The organism is Citrobacter sp. Cpo091, assembly GCF_030332645.1.
In the GTDB taxonomy this organism is placed as follows: domain Bacteria; phylum Pseudomonadota; class Gammaproteobacteria; order Enterobacterales; family Enterobacteriaceae; genus Citrobacter; species Citrobacter portucalensis.
In genome coordinates, this window is record NZ_JAOWHL010000040.1 from 14,651 (window position 1) to 35,298 (window position 20,648).

Genomic DNA, 20,648 nt, shown 5'->3' on the forward strand with positions numbered 1-20,648 from the left:
AACGGTAACTACGCTTCCTTACCATCTGGAAGCACGATGTTACTGGCGGCGAGCTGCCCCATATTTTTGTACATAGCACAGGCAGCTTCAACAATCGGCATTGCCAACGCGGCCCCACTGCCTTCACCTAAACGCATCCCCATATTCAGATAAGGATCCAATTCAAGATGCGCCAGCGCGGTGCGGGCGCCCTTCTCAGCGGAGAAGTGTGACGGAATTAAGTAGGGTTTAATTTGTGGTGCAATCTGGCTGGCCGCCAGAGCAGCAGAATACGAAAGAAAACCGTCCAGCACCACAGGCAGACCACAGGAGGCCGCCCCAAGCATCACCCCCGCCATACCGACAAGATCAAACCCGCCAACCTTAGCCAGCACATCGACACCGTCATGGCGATCAGGTTGATTGACGGCAATTGCCCGGCGCACAACGTCTACCTTATTCCCCACCCGAGAAAGAGGAAGGTTAGCGCCAATACCCACGACTTCCTCAGCATCACTGCCGGTCAGCACGCTGACAATGGCCGCCGCAGGTGTAGTATTTGCCATACCAAGCTCCCCGACGCCAAACAGCGTTACACCGTCTTTTGCCAGCTCATGGGTATAGCGGATGACTTCCAGCAACAGCTCCTCGGCCTGCGAACGGCTCATTGCCGGGCCTTCGGCTATATTGCCGCAACCGCGTGCCACACGCATATTCACCACACCGGGAATAGGTTCAGCATCAATCCCAACATCTATCACATGAACCTTCGCCCCAGCCTGAGCGGCCAGGACGCAGACGCCGGTCGTTCCACGCGTCATATTGGCAGCCTGAATAGCCGTGACAACTTTAGGCGAAACGGCAACCCCTTCATCCCACACGCCGTGATCGGCGCACATCACCAGCATCGCTTTGCCGTTCACATGCGGCACACCCTTCAGGCCAGGCATCCCGGCCAATTGTACGGCGAGAGATTCGAGTCGCCCCAAACTTCCCGGCGGCTTAAGCAAGCCGTCGATATGCTGCTGTGCACGCAACATCGCGGCACTGTCTGGTGATGGGATCGTGCGGAGTAAAGAGGTTAAAGTCTGCATAAGGGTTCCAGTATGTGGGCTGACTCAGAGCAGAGCCAGCAAGAAAATCAACTCGCCAAGTTCAATGGCAGCGCCCAGCGTATCGCCGGTTTGCCCACCCAACGTGCGTTTTAATAACTGCCCAAGAATAAAAATCGCCACTATTGTGACAACCAGCGCAGCCACGCCGCGCATGCCGGGAAGTAGTACGGCGGCAAGGATCGCCGCTAATCCCAACGTAACGCAGGTTTGACGCCCGGTGACTTTGCCAATAAAAACGTTGCCCAGCCCTTCTTCGCGGGCATAGCGATGCCGATACATCAGCAACACCGCCGTTCCTCGCCCGGCGACACATGCAGCTGCCAGCGCGGCCAGCATTGGCGTGCCACGCAAAGCCAGTTCGCTCACCACCAGCACCTTCGCCAGTAAAACGAAAATTAACGCCAGTCCACCGTGGGTGCCCAGACGACTGTCGCGCATGATTTCCAGCATCCGCTCGCGTCGGCGCGCCGAAAAAATGCCGTCACAGGTATCCGCCAGACCATCCAGATGAAATCCCCCGGTCAGCAATGCCAGTGTCAGCACCGCAAAAAGGGCCGCCAACGGAATACCGCACCAGGGCTGGAGCGCCATAAAGACCAGCCCCGTCAGCCCTCCCAACACGACGCCAATCAGGGGAAACATTACAATACCGCGGGAATAGTGCTCGAAATCCAGTCCTTGCGACCAGCGAGCAGGAACGGGCAAGCGACTGATAAAAGAGAGCATTGCCCAGAACAACTTACTCATTTAATTTTGACTCCAATTCCTGATACCACCAGCCAGACCTCATCAGCTGCCGCCGCCAGTCGCTGGTTCACGCGTCCTGCAATATCACGAAAATGCCGCGCCAGACGGTTCTCCGGCACAATCCCCATTCCCACTTCGTTAGTGACCAACACGATCTTTGCCGGGCAGCGCTGACAGGCTGCGATCAGCGAACGGATTTCACCTTCGATAGACTGCTCCATCGCCGCGTAATCCCAGCTGTCCGGATCGCTTTCACCGCCCAGCGCAAACAGCAAGTTGGTCACCATCGTGGTGATGCATTCCAGCAGAATAGCTTCCTGAGGATCGTTCGCTGTCGTGATCAGTTCATCAAGATGTTGCCAACGTTCGGCTGTACGCCAGTGCGCAGGACGTCCATCGCGATGATGCTGAATTCGCGCAGCCATCTCCTCATCAAAAATCTGCGAAGTCGCAATATACAAAACGTTTGGGGAATCAGCGATCAGCGCTTCCGCATGCCGACTCTTGCCGCTTCGCGCGCCGCCAGTAACCAGAATCATCATACTGGCTCCCGGTGTTGCTGCATGATGGTATAAATTTTTTCAATATCGATGTGTTGCCGCATCGCATCCGCCAGCAGATCAAACTGCTGCGATTTATATTGCGCGTAATGGAAGGTGGAATCCAGCGGAGCTAACCCTTTACGTTCTCGCAGGCCATTGACCAAGGCTCGGGTGAAATCATCGCTGTCGAAAAGACCGTGAAGATAGGTGCCGAACGCCAGGCCATCCGAAGTGACCGCACCGTCAACAACGTTGCCACCGTCTTTGTGCAACGTCATCACCGACTGGCATTCATCGGTTAATGCTGTTTCGCCCATATGAATTTCATAACCGCGAACGGATAACCCCGCCGTGCCCGCCAGCCAGTCAGGCAGCGATGAAGACATTTGTCCCTCAACCAGGGTCGTGGTTTTGTGCTGGGCAAAATGGGTGACTGTATTGAGTAAGCCCAGACCCGGCAACGTACCGAGGCCCGACTCTACTTCATCAATGATAGTGTCGCCGAGCATTTGATAGCCGCCGCAAATCCCAACCACCGGTACGTTATTACGATGTAATTGCACGACGCCATGCGCCATCCCGCTTTCACGCAGCCATACCAGATCGCCAAGGGTATTTTTGCTGCCCGGCAAAATCACCAGATCGGCCCCCGCCAGCTCTTCAGGCTGGCGAACATAGCGCACGCGCACGTCCGGCTGCGCAGCAAGCGCATTGAAATCAGTAAAGTTAGAAATGTGCGGTATTTGAACAACGGCGATATCGATGTCGCGTTTGTCAGTGCGCAAATACTTGCCCTTTTGCAGCGCAACGCCATCTTCATCTTCCAGATCAACATCCAGCCATGGCATCACGCCCAGCACAGGAACGCCGGTCAGCGCTTCAATTTGCTCGATACCGGAGTGCAGCAGCGTCACATCACCGCGAAACTTGTTGATGATCACCCCTTTTACCCGTGCGCGTTCGTGATCGTGCAACAGCGCCAGCGTGCCGTAAATGGAGGCGAACACCCCGCCACGATCGATATCCGCCACCAAAACGACAGGGCACTGCGCCATCTCGGCCATACCCATATTGACGATATCGCGATCGCGCAGGTTAATCTCTGCCGGGCTCCCCGCTCCCTCCAGCACCAGCACATCGAACTCCTGCGCCAGGCTGTTATAAACTGACAGGATCTGTTCCCGCAGACGTGGCTTGTACTCGTGGTAACTCACCGCGTCCATATCGGTTGCCACTTTACCCATCAGCACTACCTGCGCTTTTCGATCGCTGGTCGGTTTAAGCAACACCGGGTTCATACGCACATCTGGCGTAATGCCTGCGGCTTCGGCCTGAAAAATTTGCGCGCGGCCCATTTCTTTTCCCTCTGGCGTAATGCCAGAGTTCAGCGCCATGTTCTGCGATTTGAACGGCGCGGTATGCAGTCCATCCTGATAAAAAATACGACACAGCCCGGCGACCAATACGCTTTTACCCACATCAGATGCCGTTCCCTGCAACATTATTGCCTGCGTCATGACGCCTCCTTCAGTGCGTTCTCTCGCATACAGCTAAAAAATTCAGCCTCTGTTTTACACAGCGGGAAGCCCAACTCTGTATGCAGCTTCACCAGCCAGGGCTGAGTTAATCCCGCTTGTTCAATAAGATCCGTACGGGCGAAAACGTCGCCTGGCGTGCCGTGCGTGAGTACTTCGCCCCGGCGTAAAACGTACACCGCATCACTGACTTCATAGATAAGATCGATATCATGGCTGGAAATTACGACGTGATTTCCTTGCGCAACGATGCGTTTGATTATCTCAATCATCTGCGTGCGGCCTGACGGGTCGAGGCCCGCAGTAGGTTCATCCAGCAGCAGATACTGCGCCTGCAACACCAACGCCCCGGCAATCGCTACGCGTTTTTTTTGCCCATGGCTTAAACACTGAATGGGCTGATGGCGAAAATGCTGGGCGTCGACCAGCGTAAGCGCATCTTCCACGCGGCGAGCGATTTCAGCTTCATCCACCCCAAGATTGCGCAGGCTAAAGGCGATATCGCTGTCGATATCCGTATAAAAGATTTGCTGATCGGGGTCCTGAAATACCGTTGCCACCTGTTGACGCAGCGCCAGCAGGCCGCGCTTGCTGTAATCCAGCGGTTTGCCCTGCCACATCACCGCGCCTTGCTGTGGGCGCAATAAGCCACTCAGGTTCATAAACAGCGTGGATTTCCCGCAGCCATTAGCGCCTACCAGTCCGGTGACGGCATGCGTCGAAAAATCCAGCGTTAGCCCTTTGAGGATCGGGTCATCCTGATAGCGAAACCAAAGCGCTGAGGTGGCAAGCATACTTTTCCTTACAGGTGAAAATCACCCTGATACAGTTTGATATCCAGTGTGGTGGTCATTTGCTGGTAGCGGATCAACACGCGGGTAAACAGCAATCCCACCAGCATTGCCAGAGAGCGGTAGCCCAACGGCAAGCTACGATAACCAAAACGCAGCGTTTGTGCGCGATGAATAGCCAGCGCCTCGTCTAACAGGATAAAAATAAACCGCCAGGTCAGCAGGATCTGCTCAGTTAGCAGGCGAGGAACATGCGCGCGTTTGAGTAAGATAATTAATTGCGGAAACGGCAGATTCAGTACCAGCCAGAAAGTTGCCGCCAGCGCGGCAAGGCTGCGCCAGAAGGTTTCATTGGCGGTTACCACACCTGGTGCACTGATCCCCAACCAGTAACTTCCCACAGGTATGCTGGCCAACAGCGTCTGTGGATCGCGGTTGATGCTAAACAAAATGGTCACCACGCCAACCGTGAGAAAACCAAACGGCAATGCCATCCAACGGCACCAGCGCCAGAAGGAAATACGCAGCAGCCAGCAGCTCAGCGTGGCAATAAGTAAAAGCTCAATACCCTGCCCCAATGGGGGCAGAGTAAACGCCAGAATCATCATCACCAGCCAGAGCAGAAATTTCCGCACCGGCGAGACATGAACCCAACGGCTTTGATAGCTAAGCCTGTCAAGCCCGGTCATCACGGCGTTGCCTACCCTTGGTGTAACCCAGGATATAGAAAATCACGGCTGCGCCAAGCGATCCCTGGAGCGTAAACAGCAGACTTTCAATTTCACCGCTTGCGGGTTCATACAACGGCTGGAACCAGGGCTCATAATGCGGGGCAATAGCCTGAATCTGGCTTTCCGCCTCACCATCTGACCCGCCGTACTCCCCACCGTGGTTGATAAAGAACGGCAGTATCACCAGCGCCACTACCATGCCCAATATAATCAGCGTCTTTTTCATCGTTAATGCCCTTGTGCGGTTATCAACTGGCGTTTGGTTAGCTGATCGTAAATCAGCACGGTAAGTAACCCTTCCGCAATCGCAATTGGGATCTGCGTCAGGCAGAAAATCCCCATGAACTTAATGATTGAGCCGGTAGCACCAGCAGAGGGATCCGGGAACGCAACGCCCAGCTGTACCGAGGTCACGAAATAGGTGACGAGATCCGCCAGCATCGCACACAGGAAGACGCAGACATCACGACGCAGCCCTGCGCGGCAGGCCATTTTCCACACCATGTAACCCACTACCGGGCCAATTACCGCCATCGACATGCCGTTCGCGCCGAGCGTTGTCAAACCACCGTGTGCCAGCAGCAGAGCCTGGAACAGCAGGACAATCGCCCCAAGGATGGCTACCACGCCCGGTCCAAACAGGATAACCGCCAGGCCTACACCGGTAGGATGTGAGCAGCTTCCGGTAACGGAAGGAATTTTCAGCGCCGACAGCACAAAAATAAAAGCGCCACACAGGGCCAGCAAAACCTTCTGGTGGTTATCCTCCTGCACAATTTGGCGCAGACGTACCAGTCCGTACCACAGGCAGGGTAAAAACAGCAGCCACCAGGCCAGCGCCCACATCGGCGGCAAGAAACCTTCCATAATGTGCATGGCGAACGCTTGTTCAGGAACAATCATCAGTAATAGCGCCGCAGCCAACCCGCTGAAAGACAGCTGTTTTAGCTGTTGTTCAAGCTTCATTGTGCATACTCCCACTGTTTATTGACCAGAATGGTCGAGAAATAAGGCAGCGGCTGATCGTCGCTCACCTCATCGAGATGACGCCAGCACTGTTCACCTGGCAGCGTGGCTTCAGACATCATTAATGCACAGTCCAACAAACCCTCTTGTTGTAGCAGCGCTTTAATACGCGCAAAACGACCGTACACTTTCATCAACACCAGACTGTCATGCTGTTTTAATGCCTGCTGGATTTCCGCTTCCGGTGCGGTACAGGAGACCACCGCCAGTGACTGCTGCTCCATAGCGAGCGGCGTTTTGGAACGCGCGGCAATCGCGGCGAAAGACGTGACGCCAGGAACGATTTCCAGCCATTCAGGACAACCAATACGCTGAAGTAAAAAGACCCAGGTGCTGAACAGCATCGCATCGCCGAGAGTGATAAACCCCACCTGCTTACCGGCCTCGACTTCCTGAACCAGCGCGGCAGCAACTTCATCCCAGACGGCCTCTTTTTCAGCGCTATCGGCACTCATAGGAAAATGGCAGCAGCGGACTTCGGTCTGTTCACCGATATACTCACGTACAATCGACAATGCCAGACTGTCACCGCCTTTACGCCCGGCAGGCGCATAGAGAATATCCAGCGCGCCCAGCGTGCGTGCGGCACGCACGGTAATCAAGTCGGAAGCACCTGGCCCGGTGCTCAGTGCATACAGTTTTCCGCTCATGCTGCTTCCTCCAGCGCCACATTAAGCGCCTGCTGTAAATGTGCCACGAACATGGCGCGAACCGCCGGGTTCTCACCCAGACCACTAAGCCACGGCGTAGCCGGTATCCCTGCTGCATTGAACAACGTTTTCCAGGAATCATCTTCGTCGGAGGCCATATCGTTGATGGCATGGTCGCCAGCGACTAACATCAGCGGCATCAGATGCACCGCCGTCACCCCTTCCTGAGATAAACTTTCAATCAGCACATCCACTTCCGGATAGCTTTCCACCGCCCCAACCCGCGCGGGAAAGCGCTGCGCCGTCATCATGTGGTCGAGACAGGCATAGGCGGCAAAAGCATGGTGGCTGGCACCGTGTCCCATAAAGACCACTTTTTCACTTTCGCCAAGCGCCGGCATCTGCTGTTGCAGCGCCAGCATCAACTGTGCGTAATCTTCATGGCTGCTCAGCAGCGGTACACCCAGCGTCAGGCGTGAAAACAGCGGACGCATACTTTGCACTTCGCGGACAATTTTTTCGTATTCGTCACCATTAATAATGTGCAGCGACTGAATAGCCACATCCTGATACCCCTGCTCCGCCAGTTTTTGCAGCGCCTGCAGCGGCGTGTCGATTTCAATACCGTCTCGCTGCTTGAGCTTGCGGATTATCATCCCGGAGGTAAACGCCCGGAACAGGTCGCGATCAGGGCAGCTAGCTGCAAGATCGCGCTCACAGGCCACAATATTTTTCTCGCAGGTGTCGTGATAGCTGGTGCCAAAACTGACCACCAGAAGCGCCTTTTTCATCTCAAACTCCTTAAGCAGTGGCCAGCCAGCGCGTTAAACGCGCCCCAAAGGCGGCCTGACTTTCCAGTAACTCTTCTCCCGTCACCAACGGTGCCGGACGTGTAATCACGATGCAGGGGATTCCGGCATCCAGACAGGGTTGAACCTTTTCCTGATAACCACCTTCAGCGCCAGATGCTTTGGTGATCACCACATCAGCCTGGCACTGGCGATAAAACGCGGCGTTGAACTCGGCGCTAAACGGTCCGCACAGTGCGAAGATTTCACCGACGCCAAATCCCAGATCCGCGCATTGCTGAATGACCTCAGGAACAGGCAGAACGCGCGCCAGCAGCGTTTTTTCAGGCAACCCTTCGCGCCAGATAGCCAGATCTTTACTGCCGGTCGTCAGCAGCACACGATCGCCGAAACGTCGCGCCAACTCACAGGCTTGCTGAATGCTTTGTACGGTATACAGGTGCGGGTGAGTTAAACCACTCAACTGCTCAGGACGCTGGTAGCGGCTCAGCAGTACGCCCGCCGCTTCGCAGGCGCTCATGATGTTGCGGCTCACCACCTCGGCGTACGGATGCGAGGCATCGATCACCCAGCGCGTCCGATTTTCCTGTAGCCAGGCAATCATTTGTTCGCGCTCCAGACGCCCGCAGCGCACCTGGCCTTTGATATCTCCCGCCAGTTGTTTCCCTGTTGGGGTTGCAACTGACAGGGTATAGGCCACGTTTGCCGCATCCAGTTGCTGGCACAGCATGCGCGCATCGCTCGTACCGCCCATGACCAGCACATCACCGTAATTCACAGCACATAACCTCGTGGCGTGATCATCAGGCCGTCCTGAACATAGGTTGTTTTGTTACCCACGATCACAAGGCTGGTCATATCAACCGGTTCGAAATCCATTTCACCGAGCGTGGTTAACCATTTTTCCTGCTTTTTACGTCCGGCAGACTTCACAATACCCACCGGCGTTTGTGCGCTTTTGCTGGCGGAAAGCAGCTCAAATGCGCGCGCCAGATGACCTTCGCGCCCCCGACTGCGCGGGTTGTAGAAACAGATAACAAAGTCTGCCTCACCGGCGGCAACGATGCGTTTTTCGATAACCGGCCACGGCGTTAACAGATCGCTTAAGCTGATGTGGCAGAAGTCGTGCATCAGCGGCGCGCCCAGCAAAGAGGCCGCGGCAATACTAGCGGTCATGCCTGGTATTAGCCTGACCTCAACATCCAGCTTTTGCTTGCTGACCAGTTCGAGCACCAGCCCGGCCATACCGTAAATCCCCGCGTCACCGCTACTGATCAGCGCCACGTTGTGACCCGCCTGTGCCAGTTCGATCGCCGCCTGGCAGCGTTCAATCTCTTTGCACATTCCGGTTTTGATCACCTGCTTGTCACCCGTGAACGCTTTTACCAGATGGGTGTAGGTTTTATAGCCAACGATGATTTCCGCTGCCTGCAGTGCTTCAACGGCTTCCATGGTCATCATTGCCTGCGAGCCAGGGCCAATTCCAATTACGCTTAACATCAGTGTGAAACTCCCAAAGTGATAGTGACGCCCTGTTCTCGCAGGGTCTCGCCTAACAGTTTTCCGTGGCTCAACAGCCAGGCTGCAGGACCGGAAACGCTTCCTGTACCCACCGTTTTGCGAACAAACGATGAGGCTGGAAAACGGTGCTCATGCTCACGCAGCGCGTCAGCGGTAAAGGTTTCGAAAGGAACGCGGCAGCACGAAGCCAGTTGGATAAGTCCCTGTTCATCTTTTTTCAGCGTGATGCTGCCAATCGCTTTTAGCGCCAACGGATCGAGCTGTTGGGCTTCGAGCTGCCGGGCAAGCAGCGCGGCCAGCAGAGGGAACGGCGTATCACGGCGACAGCCGATTCCGGCTACAACGCGCTGTGGCACCAACTTCCAGTGCGGAACAGGCAGGTCAGGTAAATTGGTGCGTAAGGTGATGCACACCAACGCATCCAGTTCAGGGAGCTGGTTGAGATCGGTAACCGTGATAAATCCGCGCCGGTCGCAATGGCTGACATCCTGCGTCAGTTCGTCATCCCACCACAAACCAACCCGCTTATTGCTGACCAGCATCTGGTTCACGATCTTCACCGCCGAACGGAAATCACTCATCCGGGCATTCAGTTGAAATGCCAGCGTATCCAGTGCCGCCATATCGTTCACATCCGTCGCGGTAGTGATAACCGGGTCAGCGCCCAACATGCCCGCCAGATAACGCGCCAACGCATTGGCACCGCCCGCGTGGCCGGAGAGCAGGCTGATGACATGCTGGGCACGTTCATCAATGACCACCACCGCCGGATCGCAAAACTTGTCGTTGACCAGCGGGGCCAGTACGCGCACCGCAATACCGGTCGCACCGATAAAAATCAGCGCCGAGTAATTCGTAAACGCTTCGCGGGCGGTATTCGCAAAGCCGTTTTCAAAGGGAATAAACCCCTCCTCCAGCAGCTTTTCACTGGTAAAACAGGTGACCGGCAGCATGGCTGCCAGACGTTTCGCCAGCACAACGCCACCAGGAGTCAGGCAAAAAAGCGCAATTGACTCAGGCTTTACGGTATTCATGGCTAAAGTCCGCCGCATAGAGTTTGGAGTAGTGATACTCCGAGCCCAGGAAATTACCGACCAGAATAAGGGCCGTTTTACGGATGCCCGCATCGCGAACCTTGTCGCCAATATCCGCCAGGGTCCCGCGCACGGTCTGACTTTCCGGCCAGGTCGCTTTATAGATCACCGCCACGGGCGTGGTCGCCGGATAGCCGCCTTCAATCAGACGCTCAGCCACCCGATGAATGCGCTGGACGGAAAGATAAATAGCCATTGATGTCTGGTGGCTGGCAAAAGACTCCAGCTGTTCACGCTCTGGTACCGGGGTGCGGCCTTCCAGGCGCGTAATGATCAGGCTCTGTGAAACTTCGGGCACGGTATACTCAACTCCCAGCTCTGCCGCCGCGCCGAGGAACGCGCTGACGCCGGGCACCACCTGCCAGTCAATCCCGCGTTTGGTCAGCTCCTCACCCTGCTCGCGTACGGAACCGTACAACGAGACATCGCCGGTTTGCAGGCGCACAACGGTCTTGCCCGCTTTCACTCCGGCTTCCATCAGATCAAGGATCTGCTCCAGATGCAGTTCGGCACTGTCGTGACATTCAGCACCGGCAGGGCAATACTCCAGCAATTCAGTGTTAATCAGCGATCCGGCGTAGATAACAACCTGCGCCTGCTGCAGCAACCGGTAACCTTTGAGGGTAATCAGCTCGCGATCGCCAGGACCTGCGCCAACAAACCACACGCTACGGGGATCAAAAATCTCAGACATGGTTTCCTTCCTTCTGACAGGCGATAACAAATACGGGGTTATTCGGTTTAAAATAGTGACCATTGCCAAGCGTGGTAAGCGAGGAAACCTGTAGCTGCAGGCAATCCACTCCCTGTACGCCAAGATGATCCAGATGTGCCAGCGCGGTGTTGAGGTTTTCCTGGAGGATAAACGTCATCACCAAACGCCCTGCGGGATGCAATTGGCGCATCGACCAGTCAATCAGTTCGGTCAGATGGCCGCCGCTGCCGCCCATAAAAATGGCATCGGCTTTTTCCGCGATGGTCATGGGAGCAACGCCGGGAAAAATATCGATATTTGCGCAGGCAAAATGCTGGCGGTTTTCATCCAGCAACCTGAGCGCAGCCGGGTTACGTTCGATGGCCGTTACACGTAATCCGGGATATTGCAACGCCGCCTCTATCGACACGCTGCCGGTTCCGGCACCAATATCAATCAGGTGACTGGCGCGGTGTAATTCAAGTTTTGAGAGGGCAAGTGCGCGTACCGCTTCTTTGGTCATCGGCACTTTCTCTCCACGCAGAAACAGCTCATCTTTCATCAAGGATCACCACTGCATTCATGTCATATTCAGCGTTAACTTCACGCACAGGCAGGAAATGGATCTGTTCGTTTTCCATCGCCAGGTTTTCGCCAATCACCATCCAGCGATGCCCCTTGCCTCGGGCAATGAGCTGCTGCGCGATTTCACGCGGGCCACACAGCGCATCAGTCACCATCGCCACCTTGTTATGTCGCGCCAGCTCATCAAAACAGACGCTGCGGCCATGGCTACTGGTCAGCCACATATCGTTCATATCAATACCGGACTGCGCGCACAGGTACTGCACCGCACTAATGCCGGGAATAATCCGCACATTCTCAATACCAAAATGCGCCACCATGCGCGTCCCGATGCCGTAAAACAGGGGATCGCCAGACGCCAGTACCACAACGTGCTTCTCCTGGTGCGCGCTAATCCAGCTCAGGAGTTCCGGGATATTGGCGCCAAGAGCAAACTGTTCACCGGCAAAATCCGGGAATTGCTGCAAATGCCGCTTTCCACCGACCAGAACATCCGCCGTCGCGACCGCTTCTCGTGCCGCAGGCGTCATCAAATGCAAACCGGCGGGGCCCATCCCTACAACGGTTAACATTGCATCTCCTCAGCAATTTCTGCGACCGGACGATTACTTCCAAGAACCTGATTATCAAAAGAAAACATGATGGCATCGCAGGTCGGTGGATTTTTGGTAAAGCGCAATGTTTGCAGGACACGCATACAAATGCGCTGAGCCAGATGGTCATAAATGTGCTGGAAACCGTACGCCTCGATATGTTCCATCGCCGCTTCGGTGGTATCGCACTCGCTGACCAACGTCAGCAGTTCCAGCGGTGCGCCAAGTAGCGCGAGGTGAGCCACCAGCGTTTCCATGCGGGCATCGGCAATATGGCTATGAGTGTGGAAGATCCCCGCCGCGATTTTGATGAGCTTACCGGGATGCCCCACCAGTACGATTTGTCGGAACCCCAGACGTACGGCTTCTTCAATCATGTAACCGACAAAGTTGCTCATGGTGACCACAACCTGGGTGTCGATACCCATCTGCTCGCGCACAAAACGCTCGCCGTGGTTTCCCGGCACCAGTACAACACGCTCCAGCCCTGCCGCCCGCTTAATTTCCAGCTCAAGCGACAGTGAACGCTTCCAGCTCTCTTCTGACATCGGCGTGACAATACCCGTGGTGCCGATAATCGAAATGCCGCCAAGAATGCCAAGGCGAGAGTTGTAGGTTTTTTGCGCCCGTTCTTCGCCTTCTGGCGCGAAGATTTCAATCTGCGCCCCACGATTTGGGCCAATCGCTTCGCGGACGGCAGATTCAATGGTCTGGCGAGGTGTACGGTTAATCGCCGAACTGCCCACCGGCAGGCCAATCCCTTTGCGGGTTACCGTACCGACCCCTTCACCGCCCTGTAAGGCAATCACGCCACTATCGTCTAACGTCACACGGGCAAAAATCAGCATGCCGTGGGTGGCGTCCACATCATCTCCACCGTCTTTGCGGATGGCCGCTATTGCCTGCTGCCCTTCGATATGCGGTGACTCCACGTTCAGGCACAGCGTCACCCCGGAAGGCGTCACGATGGAAACCTGATGGATGAGGTGTTGGCGCAATACCATCAACGCGGCAACTTTTGCCGCCGCCGTGGCGCACGATCCCGTGGTATACCCTTTACGCAGCGCTTTACCGTTGTGCCACACCGGCGTATCGAAGGCCTCGCTCATCGCGCCCCCTGCATATGATAAAGCATGGCGTTGACGATAGCGGCGGCAACATTGCTTCCCCCTTTGCGGCCTAACGCTGCAATGGCGGGCAAATTGCTTTGGGTCAGGGCAACTTTCGACTCTTCAGCACCAACGAACCCGACCGGTACCCCCACCACACCGCTGACGGCAACATCATGCTCAAGCAGGCGGAACAGCGCAGTCGGCGCGTTGCCAAAGACAAACAGCTTTTCCCCCTCTTCCTTCACCGCAATGTCGACTGCCGCCATGGACCGGGTAATACCCTGCTCTTTTGCCGTACGCACAACCCGCGGGTCGCTGATGTAGCAGCGGCATTCACCGCCGAATTTTGCCAGCAGCGTTTTATTGATCCCGGAAAGCGCCATCGTGGTATCGGTGTAAATCACGCTCGAACGGCTAAGCGCCGCACAAAACTGCTCCAGCACATCACTGGAAAACCACAGAATGTCCAGCCAGTCGAAATCTGCCGTCGTGTGAATAACCCGCTTGATAATGGCTTCATGTAACGGACTGGCAAACTGATAGTCCGGACGGGTTTCACGGATGATCTCGCCAATAATGTCGAAACTTTTGGCTTCAATCGCTTGGGGTTGCTGGATGTATTGCATTATGTTGTCCTCAGGCTACACCGACCCACAGCCACCGCAGCGCAATAAACAGCGCCAGTGCCAGCGTCGATGCCACCCACATCAGTCGAATCGTATGGGAAATGTCGTCTACCGAAATGTCGCGTTGTGCATCACCGATCCACGGTTTCTCAACGCGCTCGCCAAAGTAGTCATTAGGACCACCCAGCCGAATGCCTAATGCCCCAGCTACGGATGCCTCTGACCACGCACAGTTTGGGCTACTGTGGTTGTAGCGATCGCGCCAGCCAATCTGTAAAGCTCGCGAGCCGTCTTTACGGCATAAAAATGCCGCCACACCCAGCAGCAGCCAGCTCAGTCTTGCAGGAATAAAGTTCGCGACATCGTCCAGACGCGCGCTGACCATACCAATAGCGCGGTATTTTTCATGTTTGTAGCCCACCATGGAGTCAAGGGTGTTTACCGCTTTGTAGGCCATCGCCAGGGGCGCACCGCCGAGGAGGAGAAAGAACAACGGTGCGATAATGCCGTCTACGGTGTTTTCAGCCACGGTTTCCACCACCGCGCGATTGATCTGCTGCGGTTGCAGCTGTGAGGTATCACGCCCCACAATCCACGATAGTTTTTCCCGACTCTGAGCAAGGTCACCGGCCCGTAGCGGACGTTCGACATCCTGCGCGGCCTTTGCCAGGCAGCGTCCGGCCAGCACGGTAAAGATCATCCATACCTTTACCACCCACCCCAACCAGGGATGAATAGATTCTGCCAGTGCCAGCACGCCCCAGGACACAGCCCAGGTCAGACCAACCACCACAATCCACATCACCGCGCCGCCGATGCGCAGCGCACGGTCGCTATGGCAATAACGCCGAATAACTCGCTGCACGGCAGAAATCAGATTGCCAATCCAGCGCACCGGATGCGGCCAGTTCTGCGGATCGCCGATGATAAAATCAATCAGCCAGGCAACACACCATGCAAGGATCGTCATAGCGCACACCTCGCGGCTGCCAGCCAATGGTTAAGCATCTGCGGACGTTGAGCAAAATGAACGTGTAGATAGCTGGCGAAGGTGTTTCCGACCTGCCAGCCGCCGGACCAGGCTTGCAGCGTTTTACCATCGCGCACTTTGCGACAGTTCATTACCGCTGGCGTTTCAGGAGTAAAATCGGAGTAGTGGAATTCATGTCCGCGCAGCACTTCGCCTTCTGCAGCTAACAATGTTTGCTGCGCGGCCTGCGCTTCGCAGTAGCCAAATCGGGTCAGACGTTTCCCCATTTTGCTGTGGCCGGGAATGATATCCGCCATCAGCCAGGTATCGCCGTTGCTGTCCTCAAGCGAACTGCCGAGATACATCAGCCCGCCGCACTCTGCATAAATCGCGACGCCACGTTGATGTGCCTCTCGCAGTTGATTCAGCATCGAGACATTGCGAGCCAGCGCCGCAGCGTGTAGCTCTGGATATCCGCCACCTAACCAGATCATCTGACAGTCCGGTAAACAGGTGTCGTGCAACGGGCTAAAACGGACAACTTTAAGCCCCGTACGTTCCAGCAGCGTAATGTTATCCGGGTAGTAGAAGTTGAAGGCTTCGTCATCGGCAATGGCAACCGTTAGCCCTGCTCCGGCGTCTGCGGCAGGAAGCGCGGGCCATTCGCCAGCAGGAAGATTGGTTGACTGGCTTAATGTCAGAAGCGCGTCGATATCAAGGGTTTGCTCCAGCGTCGCGGCAAAAGCCTGCCACGGTTGCTGATTGATAACCGACTCACGTGCGGTTACTAAACCCAGATGACGTTCGGGAAGGGCAACGCCCTCCATACGGGGTACGTAGCCCAAGACGGGTACATCGCAGTAACGTTCGATTGCGACTTTCAGTAACTGGTAATGCGTTTCGCTGTTAACCCGATTAACAATAACCCCGGCGATGTTCAGGGTGGGATCAAAATGCTGAAAACCCATTACCGTTGCGGCGATTGAAGTGGAAACGGCTTTGCCATCAACCAGTAAGATGACCGGACAGCCTAACTGTTTAGCCATCGCGGCGGTGCTGCAGTAGTTTGGGTCGGTACCATAGCCGTCATACAGCCCCATCACACCTTCAATAACGGCGATATCCGCATGTTGCATCTGCTCGTTGAATAGAGCGTGCAGCGTGGGGACGGGAAGCATGAAGCTATCAAGATTGCGGGAAGCGGTACCGCATACCGCTGTATGCCAGCCGGTATCAAGGTAATCAGGACCCACTTTGCAAGGTTGGACGCGCAAACCGCGTTTTTTCAACAAGCTCAACAAGCCCAGCGTCACCGTGGTTTTACCACAGCCGCTTCCGGTACCTGCAAGAACAAATGCGTGAAAATTGGCCGCCATACCCTGATCCTGTTCAGGGTGGTAGGGGTGTAGAGATACCCAGTCTCTCGACTGTATGCATCTGAACCACCCACTTCCCACCGAAGTTGTTGGTAGTCACTGACAGGCAGGTCTTCTGGCTTAGCGTCATCCTCACCCGTCCTTCCCAATCTTGCGATCAGTGGTCCATACGGGGTCGTCAGCATCACAGCAGCGGGGGCTGCGGGGGATTCTCACCCCCTTCCCTACCACAAATGTGGCAAACCTGTCAGTTCAAGAGCCTGGTTAATTAAGCTCTCTGTTATGAGGTAAATTCACGACCTCATGACAATAATTCAATTTAATATCTTTCCGAGTTCATTCAGCCAATTTTCTGGCCTTAACCCACTTATTCATACGTTCACTTTTTGAATGAAAGTATCAGCCAAGAATAAAGAAAGTCATTCACACAGACACTGTATCTCATCACAAAAATAAAAACTGGTGCAGTTTATCCCTCTAATACCATTATTTTGTTGCGCTATGACAATTTATTGACTGCTGTTGTCACATTTCATTTTATAATGACTAACATAGCGCCCGATATCAAAAATCGGCAATAGCAAAATATTGCTATTTAAGCGGATTCACCGCGTGAAATGACATTTATTTGCTGGCGAAATGCCTGCGGCGTAACCTGATAGGTCTGGCGGAAAACTTTGCAAAAATAACTTGTTTGCGAAAAGCCTAAATTACGCGCAATGCTGGCTATGCTCCAGTCACTGTGACAAAGCAGCTCTTTGGCACTGGCCATTCTTTGCTGGTTTACCCATGCGTTAAAACCAATACCCTGATATTTTTTGAACAATTTGCTGAAATAGTACGGGCTAAGGAAAACATGAGAGGCAACATCTTCCAGACGTAGATCGTCTGATAAATGTGCATCAATATAGCGCAGGGCTTTTTTCATTTTACTGTCATGAGGGTTGGTACTACGGTTAGCGCGTACCGGCTCTGACTGCTGCGGGTTATCTTTGATAACAACAAAATTAAGTTGTTTCTTAAGGCAATTTTCGACGATGAGCTTGAGTAAATCCGCTGAAGCAATGACGCGAGAATAGTCCATTTCAGGTACATTACGGAACTCGTTTACCAGCTCTGGATCGGCTTGCCAGCGGTCATCGACGTTCAGAATATCAACGAGGCCTACATCGTTACTTAAGCGTACTTGTCCACAAAGCACGAACCCTACCAGGTGTCCCGCGATGACCAGCGGAATTGAGAAATCGGTAAGCCCGGCATGGCAGCGATAAATGCAGGGTTGATCGGATTTAGAGGCTTCCAACCCTCCACAGCGGTCGCTCATACGACAACGCGTACTATGCTGAGGATGCTGGCGCATCAACTGGCAAAAAGGAGTGAAATTAAAAAGCTCAGAAATTTCATCACCGTGAATATTGACAACCACAACAGCCAGACTGGTGGCCTGTGCAAAATCCTGTGCGATTTTATTAATGAGTTCTGAGTTCAGGGCACTCGCAGAAATCATGATAAAACCTCTCAGTTAATTTATTGTTATAAATAAAACATATTATTCACACATTCATTTTCATCTCGCGATCCAGCGCTCTGATGAAAGTCAGCATTGAACATAACAAAAGTCTCCCATTGTTGGGAGACTTTTTAAGCCGTTCAGGAAACCGGATCACGAAAACAGTTTTTACCTTTCAATAATAAACATCTTTCGTGAAGCTAGCTCTCGTTTTCCTCCAACTTACACGAATTACACGGTAAATTTTTGCCAATAAAATAACGATAAATTGCTGCGCCCGCACAGGCGCCGATGATGGGTGCCACAATCGGCACGATGAAATAAGGGATATCGCGCCCCCCGGTCATCGCAACATCACCCCACCCGGCCATCCAGGCAAACAATTTAGGACCAAAGTCACGTGCCGGGTTCATCGCAAAGCCGGTAAGTGGACCGGTTGATGCGCCGATAACAGCAACCAGAATACCAATCAGCAGTGGTGCTAACGGGCCTTTGGGAACACCGTTACCGTCGTCCGTTAGCGCCATAATCATCCCCATCAGAATGGAGGTAATCACCACTTCGACCAGTGCGGCCTGCCAGACACTCAGTGCGGCGGCAGGATACGTACTAAAAATGCTGGCAAGTTGCAGGCTTTCCAGACTACCGCGTACCATTTGATGGGCTGATTCATACTCAATAAATAAGCTGCCGTACAACAAATAGGCCAGCATAGCGCCACCAAAGGCCCCCGCTATCTGAGCGACAGAATAAGGTAGTACCTTACGACCCGGAAAACAGGCAAACAACCAAAGTGCGATGGTAATAGCGGGGTTGAGATGGGCCCCAGAAATCCCGGCTGTCAGGTAAACTGCAAGCGAGATCCCCAAGCCCCATATGATGCAGATCTCCCACAATCCCAAACTGGCACCCGCGACCTTCAGGGCGCTCAGGCACCCAATACCAAAAAACAAAAATAGTCCGGTACCCAAAAACTCAGCAATACATTGCGCTCTTAGTGAATCGTTCATTGTGACACCTTCTAAGCAGAGTTCGTGTCTTTACCAGCGGACTCCTTGCTGGCAGGAAGATTACTTCAAGGCTTACTATAAAAATCTGTATCGGCAAATTGTTGGCAATCTGCAAGCGACATGCCCTTAAAAATCGTGTTGTGATAGCAAATTCTTGCTATCACCTTTATTAAAGCAGGCGGTAAAACGAGGATTTACCCTATTAAAAGTACATTTTCAAAATAATAAAATATTGCGAACAGCAGAATTCCATTTTCAAACGATCATCACAATTTCATTTTTCTCGCATAGCAAATGATATTTAAACTGTCACTCGGAAAAGTGTAAATATGGAATTAACATAACCAAATAGTCACATTACCTAAACTAAAAATAACCAACAAAAACAAATTGTTATAATGATATATGGCAATTTTATCTCACCATAACCCCACTATTTTTTCACTCTTACTTTCAACTCAGCCATTCTTTTTCCTCGCTTCTTTTTATAGTCATGAAAATCGGGACAACCCAGGCGAGGTCTTTATGCAACAAGAAGCGTTAGGAATGGTAGAAACCAAAGGCTTAACTGCAGCCATAGAGGCCGCAGATGCAATGGTGAAGTCAGCCAATGTAATGCTGGTCGGCTACGAAAAAATTGGTTCGGGGCTGGTAACAGTCATTGTCCGTGGCGATGTCGGCGCAGTCAAAGCAGCAACAGATGCAGGTGCCGCCGCAGCCCGTAATGTGGGAGAAGTGAAAGCCGTACACGTCATCCCACGCCCGCATACCGATGTAGAAAAAATCTTACCGAAGGGAATTAGCTAATGAGCAGCAATGAGCTGGTTGAACAGATCATGGCGCAGGTGATTGCTCGCGTGGCAACGCCGGAACAGCAGGCTATCCCTGAAAATAATCCTCCAACACGAGAAACGGCTATGGCAGAGAAAAGCTGCAGTTTAACGGAGTTTGTCGGTACCGCGATTGGCGACACCGTCGGTCTGGTAATCGCCAACGTAGACAGCGCCCTACTGGACGCGATGAAACTTGAAAAACGGTATCGCTCCATTGGCATCCTTGGCGCCCGTACTGGCGCAGGCCCGCACATCATGGCCGCCGATGAAGCGGTAAAAGCCACCAATACTGAAGTCGTCAGTATTGAGTTACCACGTGATACCAAAGGCGGCGCAGGTCATGGCTCGCTGATTATTCTTGGTGGCAACGATGTTTCCGACGTGAAACGCGGCATTGAAGTCGCACTGAAAGAACTGGATCGCACCTTTGGCGATGTTTATGCCAACGAAGCCGGTCACATCGAAATGCAGTACACCGCACGCGCCAGCTACGCGCTGGAAAAAGCCTTTGGCGCACCGATTGGCCGTGCCTGTGGCGTTATCGTCGGCGCGCCAGCATCCGTTGGTGTCCTGATGGCCGATACGGCCCTGAAATCCGCCAACGTGGAAGTTGTGGCCTACAGCTCCCCTGCCCATGGCACCAGCTTCAGTAACGAAGCCATTCTGGTTATTTCGGGTGACTCTGGCGCTGTTCGTCAGGCCGTTATCTCCGCCCGTGAAATCGGTAAAACCGTACTCGGGACCCTCGGCTCAGAGCCGAAAAACGATCGTCCGTCCTACATCTGATATCAGTGAGGCT

At 53.9% G+C, this 20,648-nt stretch carries 24 protein-coding genes and 1 riboswitch; of the genes, 2 read left to right on the plus strand and 22 right to left on the minus strand.

From position 1 onward, the window contains the following. Positions 1-8: 8 nt before the first annotated feature. The 22 genes from cobT to pduF form a co-directional block, all read right to left on the minus strand. A complete protein-coding gene (gene cobT / locus OGY04_RS19050; protein ID WP_048216014.1) occupies positions 9-1,073 on the minus strand; it encodes a nicotinate-nucleotide--dimethylbenzimidazole phosphoribosyltransferase in 1,065 nt (354 codons plus the stop codon). Between the two features lie 24 nt (positions 1,074-1,097). Beyond that, on the minus strand, positions 1,098-1,841 hold the full coding sequence (cobS, locus tag OGY04_RS19055) for an adenosylcobinamide-GDP ribazoletransferase (RefSeq protein WP_003834082.1): 744 nt from the start codon (positions 1,839-1,841) through the stop codon (positions 1,098-1,100). Then, entirely contained in the window at positions 1,838-2,383 is a 546-nt protein-coding gene (gene cobU / locus OGY04_RS19060; protein ID WP_008785131.1) for a bifunctional adenosylcobinamide kinase/adenosylcobinamide-phosphate guanylyltransferase, read from the minus strand. The genes cobS and cobU overlap by 4 nt, the downstream gene beginning before the upstream one ends. Next, positions 2,380-3,900 carry a cobyric acid synthase gene (locus OGY04_RS19065; RefSeq protein ID WP_286585860.1) on the minus strand — a complete coding sequence of 507 codons (1,521 nt, stop codon included), beginning with the start codon at positions 3,898-3,900 and terminating at the stop codon, positions 2,380-2,382. Before OGY04_RS19065 ends, cobU begins: the two co-directional genes overlap by 4 nt. Continuing rightward, positions 3,897-4,712, minus strand: coding sequence for an energy-coupling factor ABC transporter ATP-binding protein (locus OGY04_RS19070; RefSeq protein ID WP_003839037.1), 816 nt, complete (start codon positions 4,710-4,712; stop codon positions 3,897-3,899). Before OGY04_RS19070 ends, OGY04_RS19065 begins: the two co-directional genes overlap by 4 nt. 8 nt (positions 4,713-4,720) lie before the next feature. Beyond that, complete coding sequence (locus OGY04_RS19075; RefSeq protein ID WP_286586017.1) at positions 4,721-5,398, minus strand: energy-coupling factor ABC transporter transmembrane protein; 678 nt, start codon at positions 5,396-5,398, stop codon at positions 4,721-4,723. Next, positions 5,385-5,666, minus strand: a complete 282-nt coding sequence (locus tag OGY04_RS19080; protein ID WP_003030289.1) for an energy-coupling factor ABC transporter substrate-binding protein — start codon at positions 5,664-5,666, stop codon at positions 5,385-5,387. Before OGY04_RS19080 ends, OGY04_RS19075 begins: the two co-directional genes overlap by 14 nt. Before the next feature lie 2 nt (positions 5,667-5,668). Further along, a complete protein-coding gene (cbiM, locus tag OGY04_RS19085; protein WP_003834098.1) occupies positions 5,669-6,406 on the minus strand; it encodes a cobalt ECF transporter S component CbiM in 738 nt (245 codons plus the stop codon). Continuing rightward, complete coding sequence (locus OGY04_RS19090; RefSeq protein ID WP_100272195.1) at positions 6,403-7,116, minus strand: cobalt-factor II C(20)-methyltransferase; 714 nt, start codon at positions 7,114-7,116, stop codon at positions 6,403-6,405. The genes cbiM and OGY04_RS19090 overlap by 4 nt, the downstream gene beginning before the upstream one ends. Continuing rightward, positions 7,113-7,907 carry a sirohydrochlorin cobaltochelatase gene (gene cbiK / locus OGY04_RS19095; protein WP_008785135.1) on the minus strand — a complete coding sequence of 265 codons (795 nt, stop codon included), beginning with the start codon at positions 7,905-7,907 and terminating at the stop codon, positions 7,113-7,115. The genes OGY04_RS19090 and cbiK overlap by 4 nt, the downstream gene beginning before the upstream one ends. 10 nt (positions 7,908-7,917) lie before the next feature. Beyond that, positions 7,918-8,703, minus strand: a complete 786-nt coding sequence (locus tag OGY04_RS19100; RefSeq protein ID WP_008785136.1) for a cobalt-precorrin-6A reductase — start codon at positions 8,701-8,703, stop codon at positions 7,918-7,920. Further along, positions 8,700-9,425: a precorrin-3B C(17)-methyltransferase gene (locus tag OGY04_RS19105; protein WP_003030278.1), complete on the minus strand. Its 726-nt coding sequence runs from the start codon at positions 9,423-9,425 to the stop codon at positions 8,700-8,702. Before OGY04_RS19105 ends, OGY04_RS19100 begins: the two co-directional genes overlap by 4 nt. After that, positions 9,425-10,480: a cobalt-precorrin 5A hydrolase gene (gene cbiG / locus OGY04_RS19110; protein ID WP_003834107.1), complete on the minus strand. Its 1,056-nt coding sequence runs from the start codon at positions 10,478-10,480 to the stop codon at positions 9,425-9,427. The genes OGY04_RS19105 and cbiG overlap by 1 nt, the downstream gene beginning before the upstream one ends. Then, positions 10,461-11,234 carry a cobalt-precorrin-4 methyltransferase gene (locus tag OGY04_RS19115; RefSeq protein ID WP_003030275.1) on the minus strand — a complete coding sequence of 258 codons (774 nt, stop codon included), beginning with the start codon at positions 11,232-11,234 and terminating at the stop codon, positions 10,461-10,463. The genes cbiG and OGY04_RS19115 overlap by 20 nt, the downstream gene beginning before the upstream one ends. After that, the gene (locus OGY04_RS19120) at positions 11,227-11,796 is read right to left on the minus strand and encodes a decarboxylating cobalt-precorrin-6B (C(15))-methyltransferase (protein ID WP_008785138.1); all 570 of its coding nucleotides are present in this window, start codon (positions 11,794-11,796) and stop codon (positions 11,227-11,229) included. The genes OGY04_RS19115 and OGY04_RS19120 overlap by 8 nt, the downstream gene beginning before the upstream one ends. Further along, positions 11,786-12,391, minus strand: a complete 606-nt coding sequence (locus tag OGY04_RS19125) for a cobalt-precorrin-7 (C(5))-methyltransferase (protein WP_103014233.1) — start codon at positions 12,389-12,391, stop codon at positions 11,786-11,788. The genes OGY04_RS19120 and OGY04_RS19125 overlap by 11 nt, the downstream gene beginning before the upstream one ends. Next, a complete protein-coding gene (gene cbiD / locus OGY04_RS19130; RefSeq protein ID WP_048216005.1) occupies positions 12,385-13,521 on the minus strand; it encodes a cobalt-precorrin-5B (C(1))-methyltransferase CbiD in 1,137 nt (378 codons plus the stop codon). Before cbiD ends, OGY04_RS19125 begins: the two co-directional genes overlap by 7 nt. Beyond that, positions 13,518-14,150: a cobalt-precorrin-8 methylmutase gene (locus OGY04_RS19135; RefSeq protein WP_128612314.1), complete on the minus strand. Its 633-nt coding sequence runs from the start codon at positions 14,148-14,150 to the stop codon at positions 13,518-13,520. Before OGY04_RS19135 ends, cbiD begins: the two co-directional genes overlap by 4 nt. 10 nt (positions 14,151-14,160) lie before the next feature. Further along, a complete protein-coding gene (gene cbiB, locus OGY04_RS19140; RefSeq protein WP_286585862.1) occupies positions 14,161-15,120 on the minus strand; it encodes an adenosylcobinamide-phosphate synthase CbiB in 960 nt (319 codons plus the stop codon). Further along, positions 15,117-16,496 (minus strand): cobyrinic acid a,c-diamide synthase CobB, encoded by a 1,380-nt coding sequence (locus tag OGY04_RS19145; RefSeq protein WP_286585863.1) that lies wholly within the window; start codon positions 16,494-16,496, stop codon positions 15,117-15,119. Before OGY04_RS19145 ends, cbiB begins: the two co-directional genes overlap by 4 nt. Before the next feature lie 88 nt (positions 16,497-16,584). Beyond that, positions 16,585-16,759: riboswitch (cobalamin riboswitch) on the minus strand. Positions 16,760-17,091: 332 nt separating this feature from the next. After that, positions 17,092-18,003 carry a transcriptional regulator PocR gene (gene pocR, locus OGY04_RS19150; protein ID WP_003834122.1) on the minus strand — a complete coding sequence of 304 codons (912 nt, stop codon included), beginning with the start codon at positions 18,001-18,003 and terminating at the stop codon, positions 17,092-17,094. A 203-nt stretch (positions 18,004-18,206) separates the two neighbouring features. After that, positions 18,207-19,016 carry a propanediol diffusion facilitator PduF gene (gene pduF, locus OGY04_RS19155; protein ID WP_003030258.1) on the minus strand — a complete coding sequence of 270 codons (810 nt, stop codon included), beginning with the start codon at positions 19,014-19,016 and terminating at the stop codon, positions 18,207-18,209. Between the two features lie 525 nt (positions 19,017-19,541). Between pduF and pduA the strand changes: the two genes are divergently transcribed. Together pduA and pduB are read left to right on the plus strand one after the other, a co-directional pair. Further along, positions 19,542-19,823, plus strand: coding sequence for a propanediol utilization microcompartment protein PduA (pduA, locus tag OGY04_RS19160; RefSeq protein WP_003030255.1), 282 nt, complete (start codon positions 19,542-19,544; stop codon positions 19,821-19,823). Then, positions 19,823-20,635 (plus strand): propanediol utilization microcompartment protein PduB, encoded by an 813-nt coding sequence (gene pduB, locus OGY04_RS19165; RefSeq protein WP_003834129.1) that lies wholly within the window; start codon positions 19,823-19,825, stop codon positions 20,633-20,635. Before pduA ends, pduB begins: the two co-directional genes overlap by 1 nt. Positions 20,636-20,648 lie beyond the last annotated feature (13 nt).

What these genes read in the sequence shown, in the direction of transcription:
- cobT (WP_048216014.1), bottom strand. Translation starts at nt 1,073, where the DNA reads ATGCAGACTTTAACCTCTTTACTCCGCACGATCCCATCACCAGACAGT.
- cobS (WP_003834082.1), bottom strand. Translation starts at nt 1,841, where the DNA reads ATGAGTAAGTTGTTCTGGGCAATGCTCTCTTTTATCAGTCGCTTGCCC.
- cobU (WP_008785131.1), bottom strand. Translation starts at nt 2,383, where the DNA reads ATGATGATTCTGGTTACTGGCGGCGCGCGAAGCGGCAAGAGTCGGCAT.
- OGY04_RS19065 (WP_286585860.1), bottom strand. Translation starts at nt 3,900, where the DNA reads ATGACGCAGGCAATAATGTTGCAGGGAACGGCATCTGATGTGGGTAAA.
- OGY04_RS19070 (WP_003839037.1), bottom strand. Translation starts at nt 4,712, where the DNA reads ATGCTTGCCACCTCAGCGCTTTGGTTTCGCTATCAGGATGACCCGATC.
- OGY04_RS19075 (WP_286586017.1), bottom strand. Translation starts at nt 5,398, where the DNA reads ATGACCGGGCTTGACAGGCTTAGCTATCAAAGCCGTTGGGTTCATGTC.
- OGY04_RS19080 (WP_003030289.1), bottom strand. Translation starts at nt 5,666, where the DNA reads ATGAAAAAGACGCTGATTATATTGGGCATGGTAGTGGCGCTGGTGATA.
- cbiM (WP_003834098.1), bottom strand. Translation starts at nt 6,406, where the DNA reads ATGAAGCTTGAACAACAGCTAAAACAGCTGTCTTTCAGCGGGTTGGCT.
- OGY04_RS19090 (WP_100272195.1), bottom strand. Translation starts at nt 7,116, where the DNA reads ATGAGCGGAAAACTGTATGCACTGAGCACCGGGCCAGGTGCTTCCGAC.
- cbiK (WP_008785135.1), bottom strand. Translation starts at nt 7,907, where the DNA reads ATGAAAAAGGCGCTTCTGGTGGTCAGTTTTGGCACCAGCTATCACGAC.
- OGY04_RS19105 (WP_003030278.1), bottom strand. Translation starts at nt 9,425, where the DNA reads ATGTTAAGCGTAATTGGAATTGGCCCTGGCTCGCAGGCAATGATGACC.
- cbiG (WP_003834107.1), bottom strand. Translation starts at nt 10,480, where the DNA reads ATGAATACCGTAAAGCCTGAGTCAATTGCGCTTTTTTGCCTGACTCCT.
- OGY04_RS19115 (WP_003030275.1), bottom strand. Translation starts at nt 11,234, where the DNA reads ATGTCTGAGATTTTTGATCCCCGTAGCGTGTGGTTTGTTGGCGCAGGT.
- OGY04_RS19120 (WP_008785138.1), bottom strand. Translation starts at nt 11,796, where the DNA reads ATGAAAGATGAGCTGTTTCTGCGTGGAGAGAAAGTGCCGATGACCAAA.
- OGY04_RS19125 (WP_103014233.1), bottom strand. Translation starts at nt 12,391, where the DNA reads ATGTTAACCGTTGTAGGGATGGGCCCCGCCGGTTTGCATTTGATGACG.
- cbiD (WP_048216005.1), bottom strand. Translation starts at nt 13,521, where the DNA reads ATGAGCGAGGCCTTCGATACGCCGGTGTGGCACAACGGTAAAGCGCTG.
- OGY04_RS19135 (WP_128612314.1), bottom strand. Translation starts at nt 14,150, where the DNA reads ATGCAATACATCCAGCAACCCCAAGCGATTGAAGCCAAAAGTTTCGAC.
- cbiB (WP_286585862.1), bottom strand. Translation starts at nt 15,120, where the DNA reads ATGACGATCCTTGCATGGTGTGTTGCCTGGCTGATTGATTTTATCATC.
- OGY04_RS19145 (WP_286585863.1), bottom strand. Translation starts at nt 16,496, where the DNA reads ATGGCGGCCAATTTTCACGCATTTGTTCTTGCAGGTACCGGAAGCGGC.
- pocR (WP_003834122.1), bottom strand. Translation starts at nt 18,003, where the DNA reads ATGATTTCTGCGAGTGCCCTGAACTCAGAACTCATTAATAAAATCGCA.
- pduF (WP_003030258.1), bottom strand. Translation starts at nt 19,016, where the DNA reads ATGAACGATTCACTAAGAGCGCAATGTATTGCTGAGTTTTTGGGTACC.
- pduA (WP_003030255.1), top strand. Translation starts at nt 19,542, where the DNA reads ATGCAACAAGAAGCGTTAGGAATGGTAGAAACCAAAGGCTTAACTGCA.
- pduB (WP_003834129.1), top strand. Translation starts at nt 19,823, where the DNA reads ATGAGCAGCAATGAGCTGGTTGAACAGATCATGGCGCAGGTGATTGCT.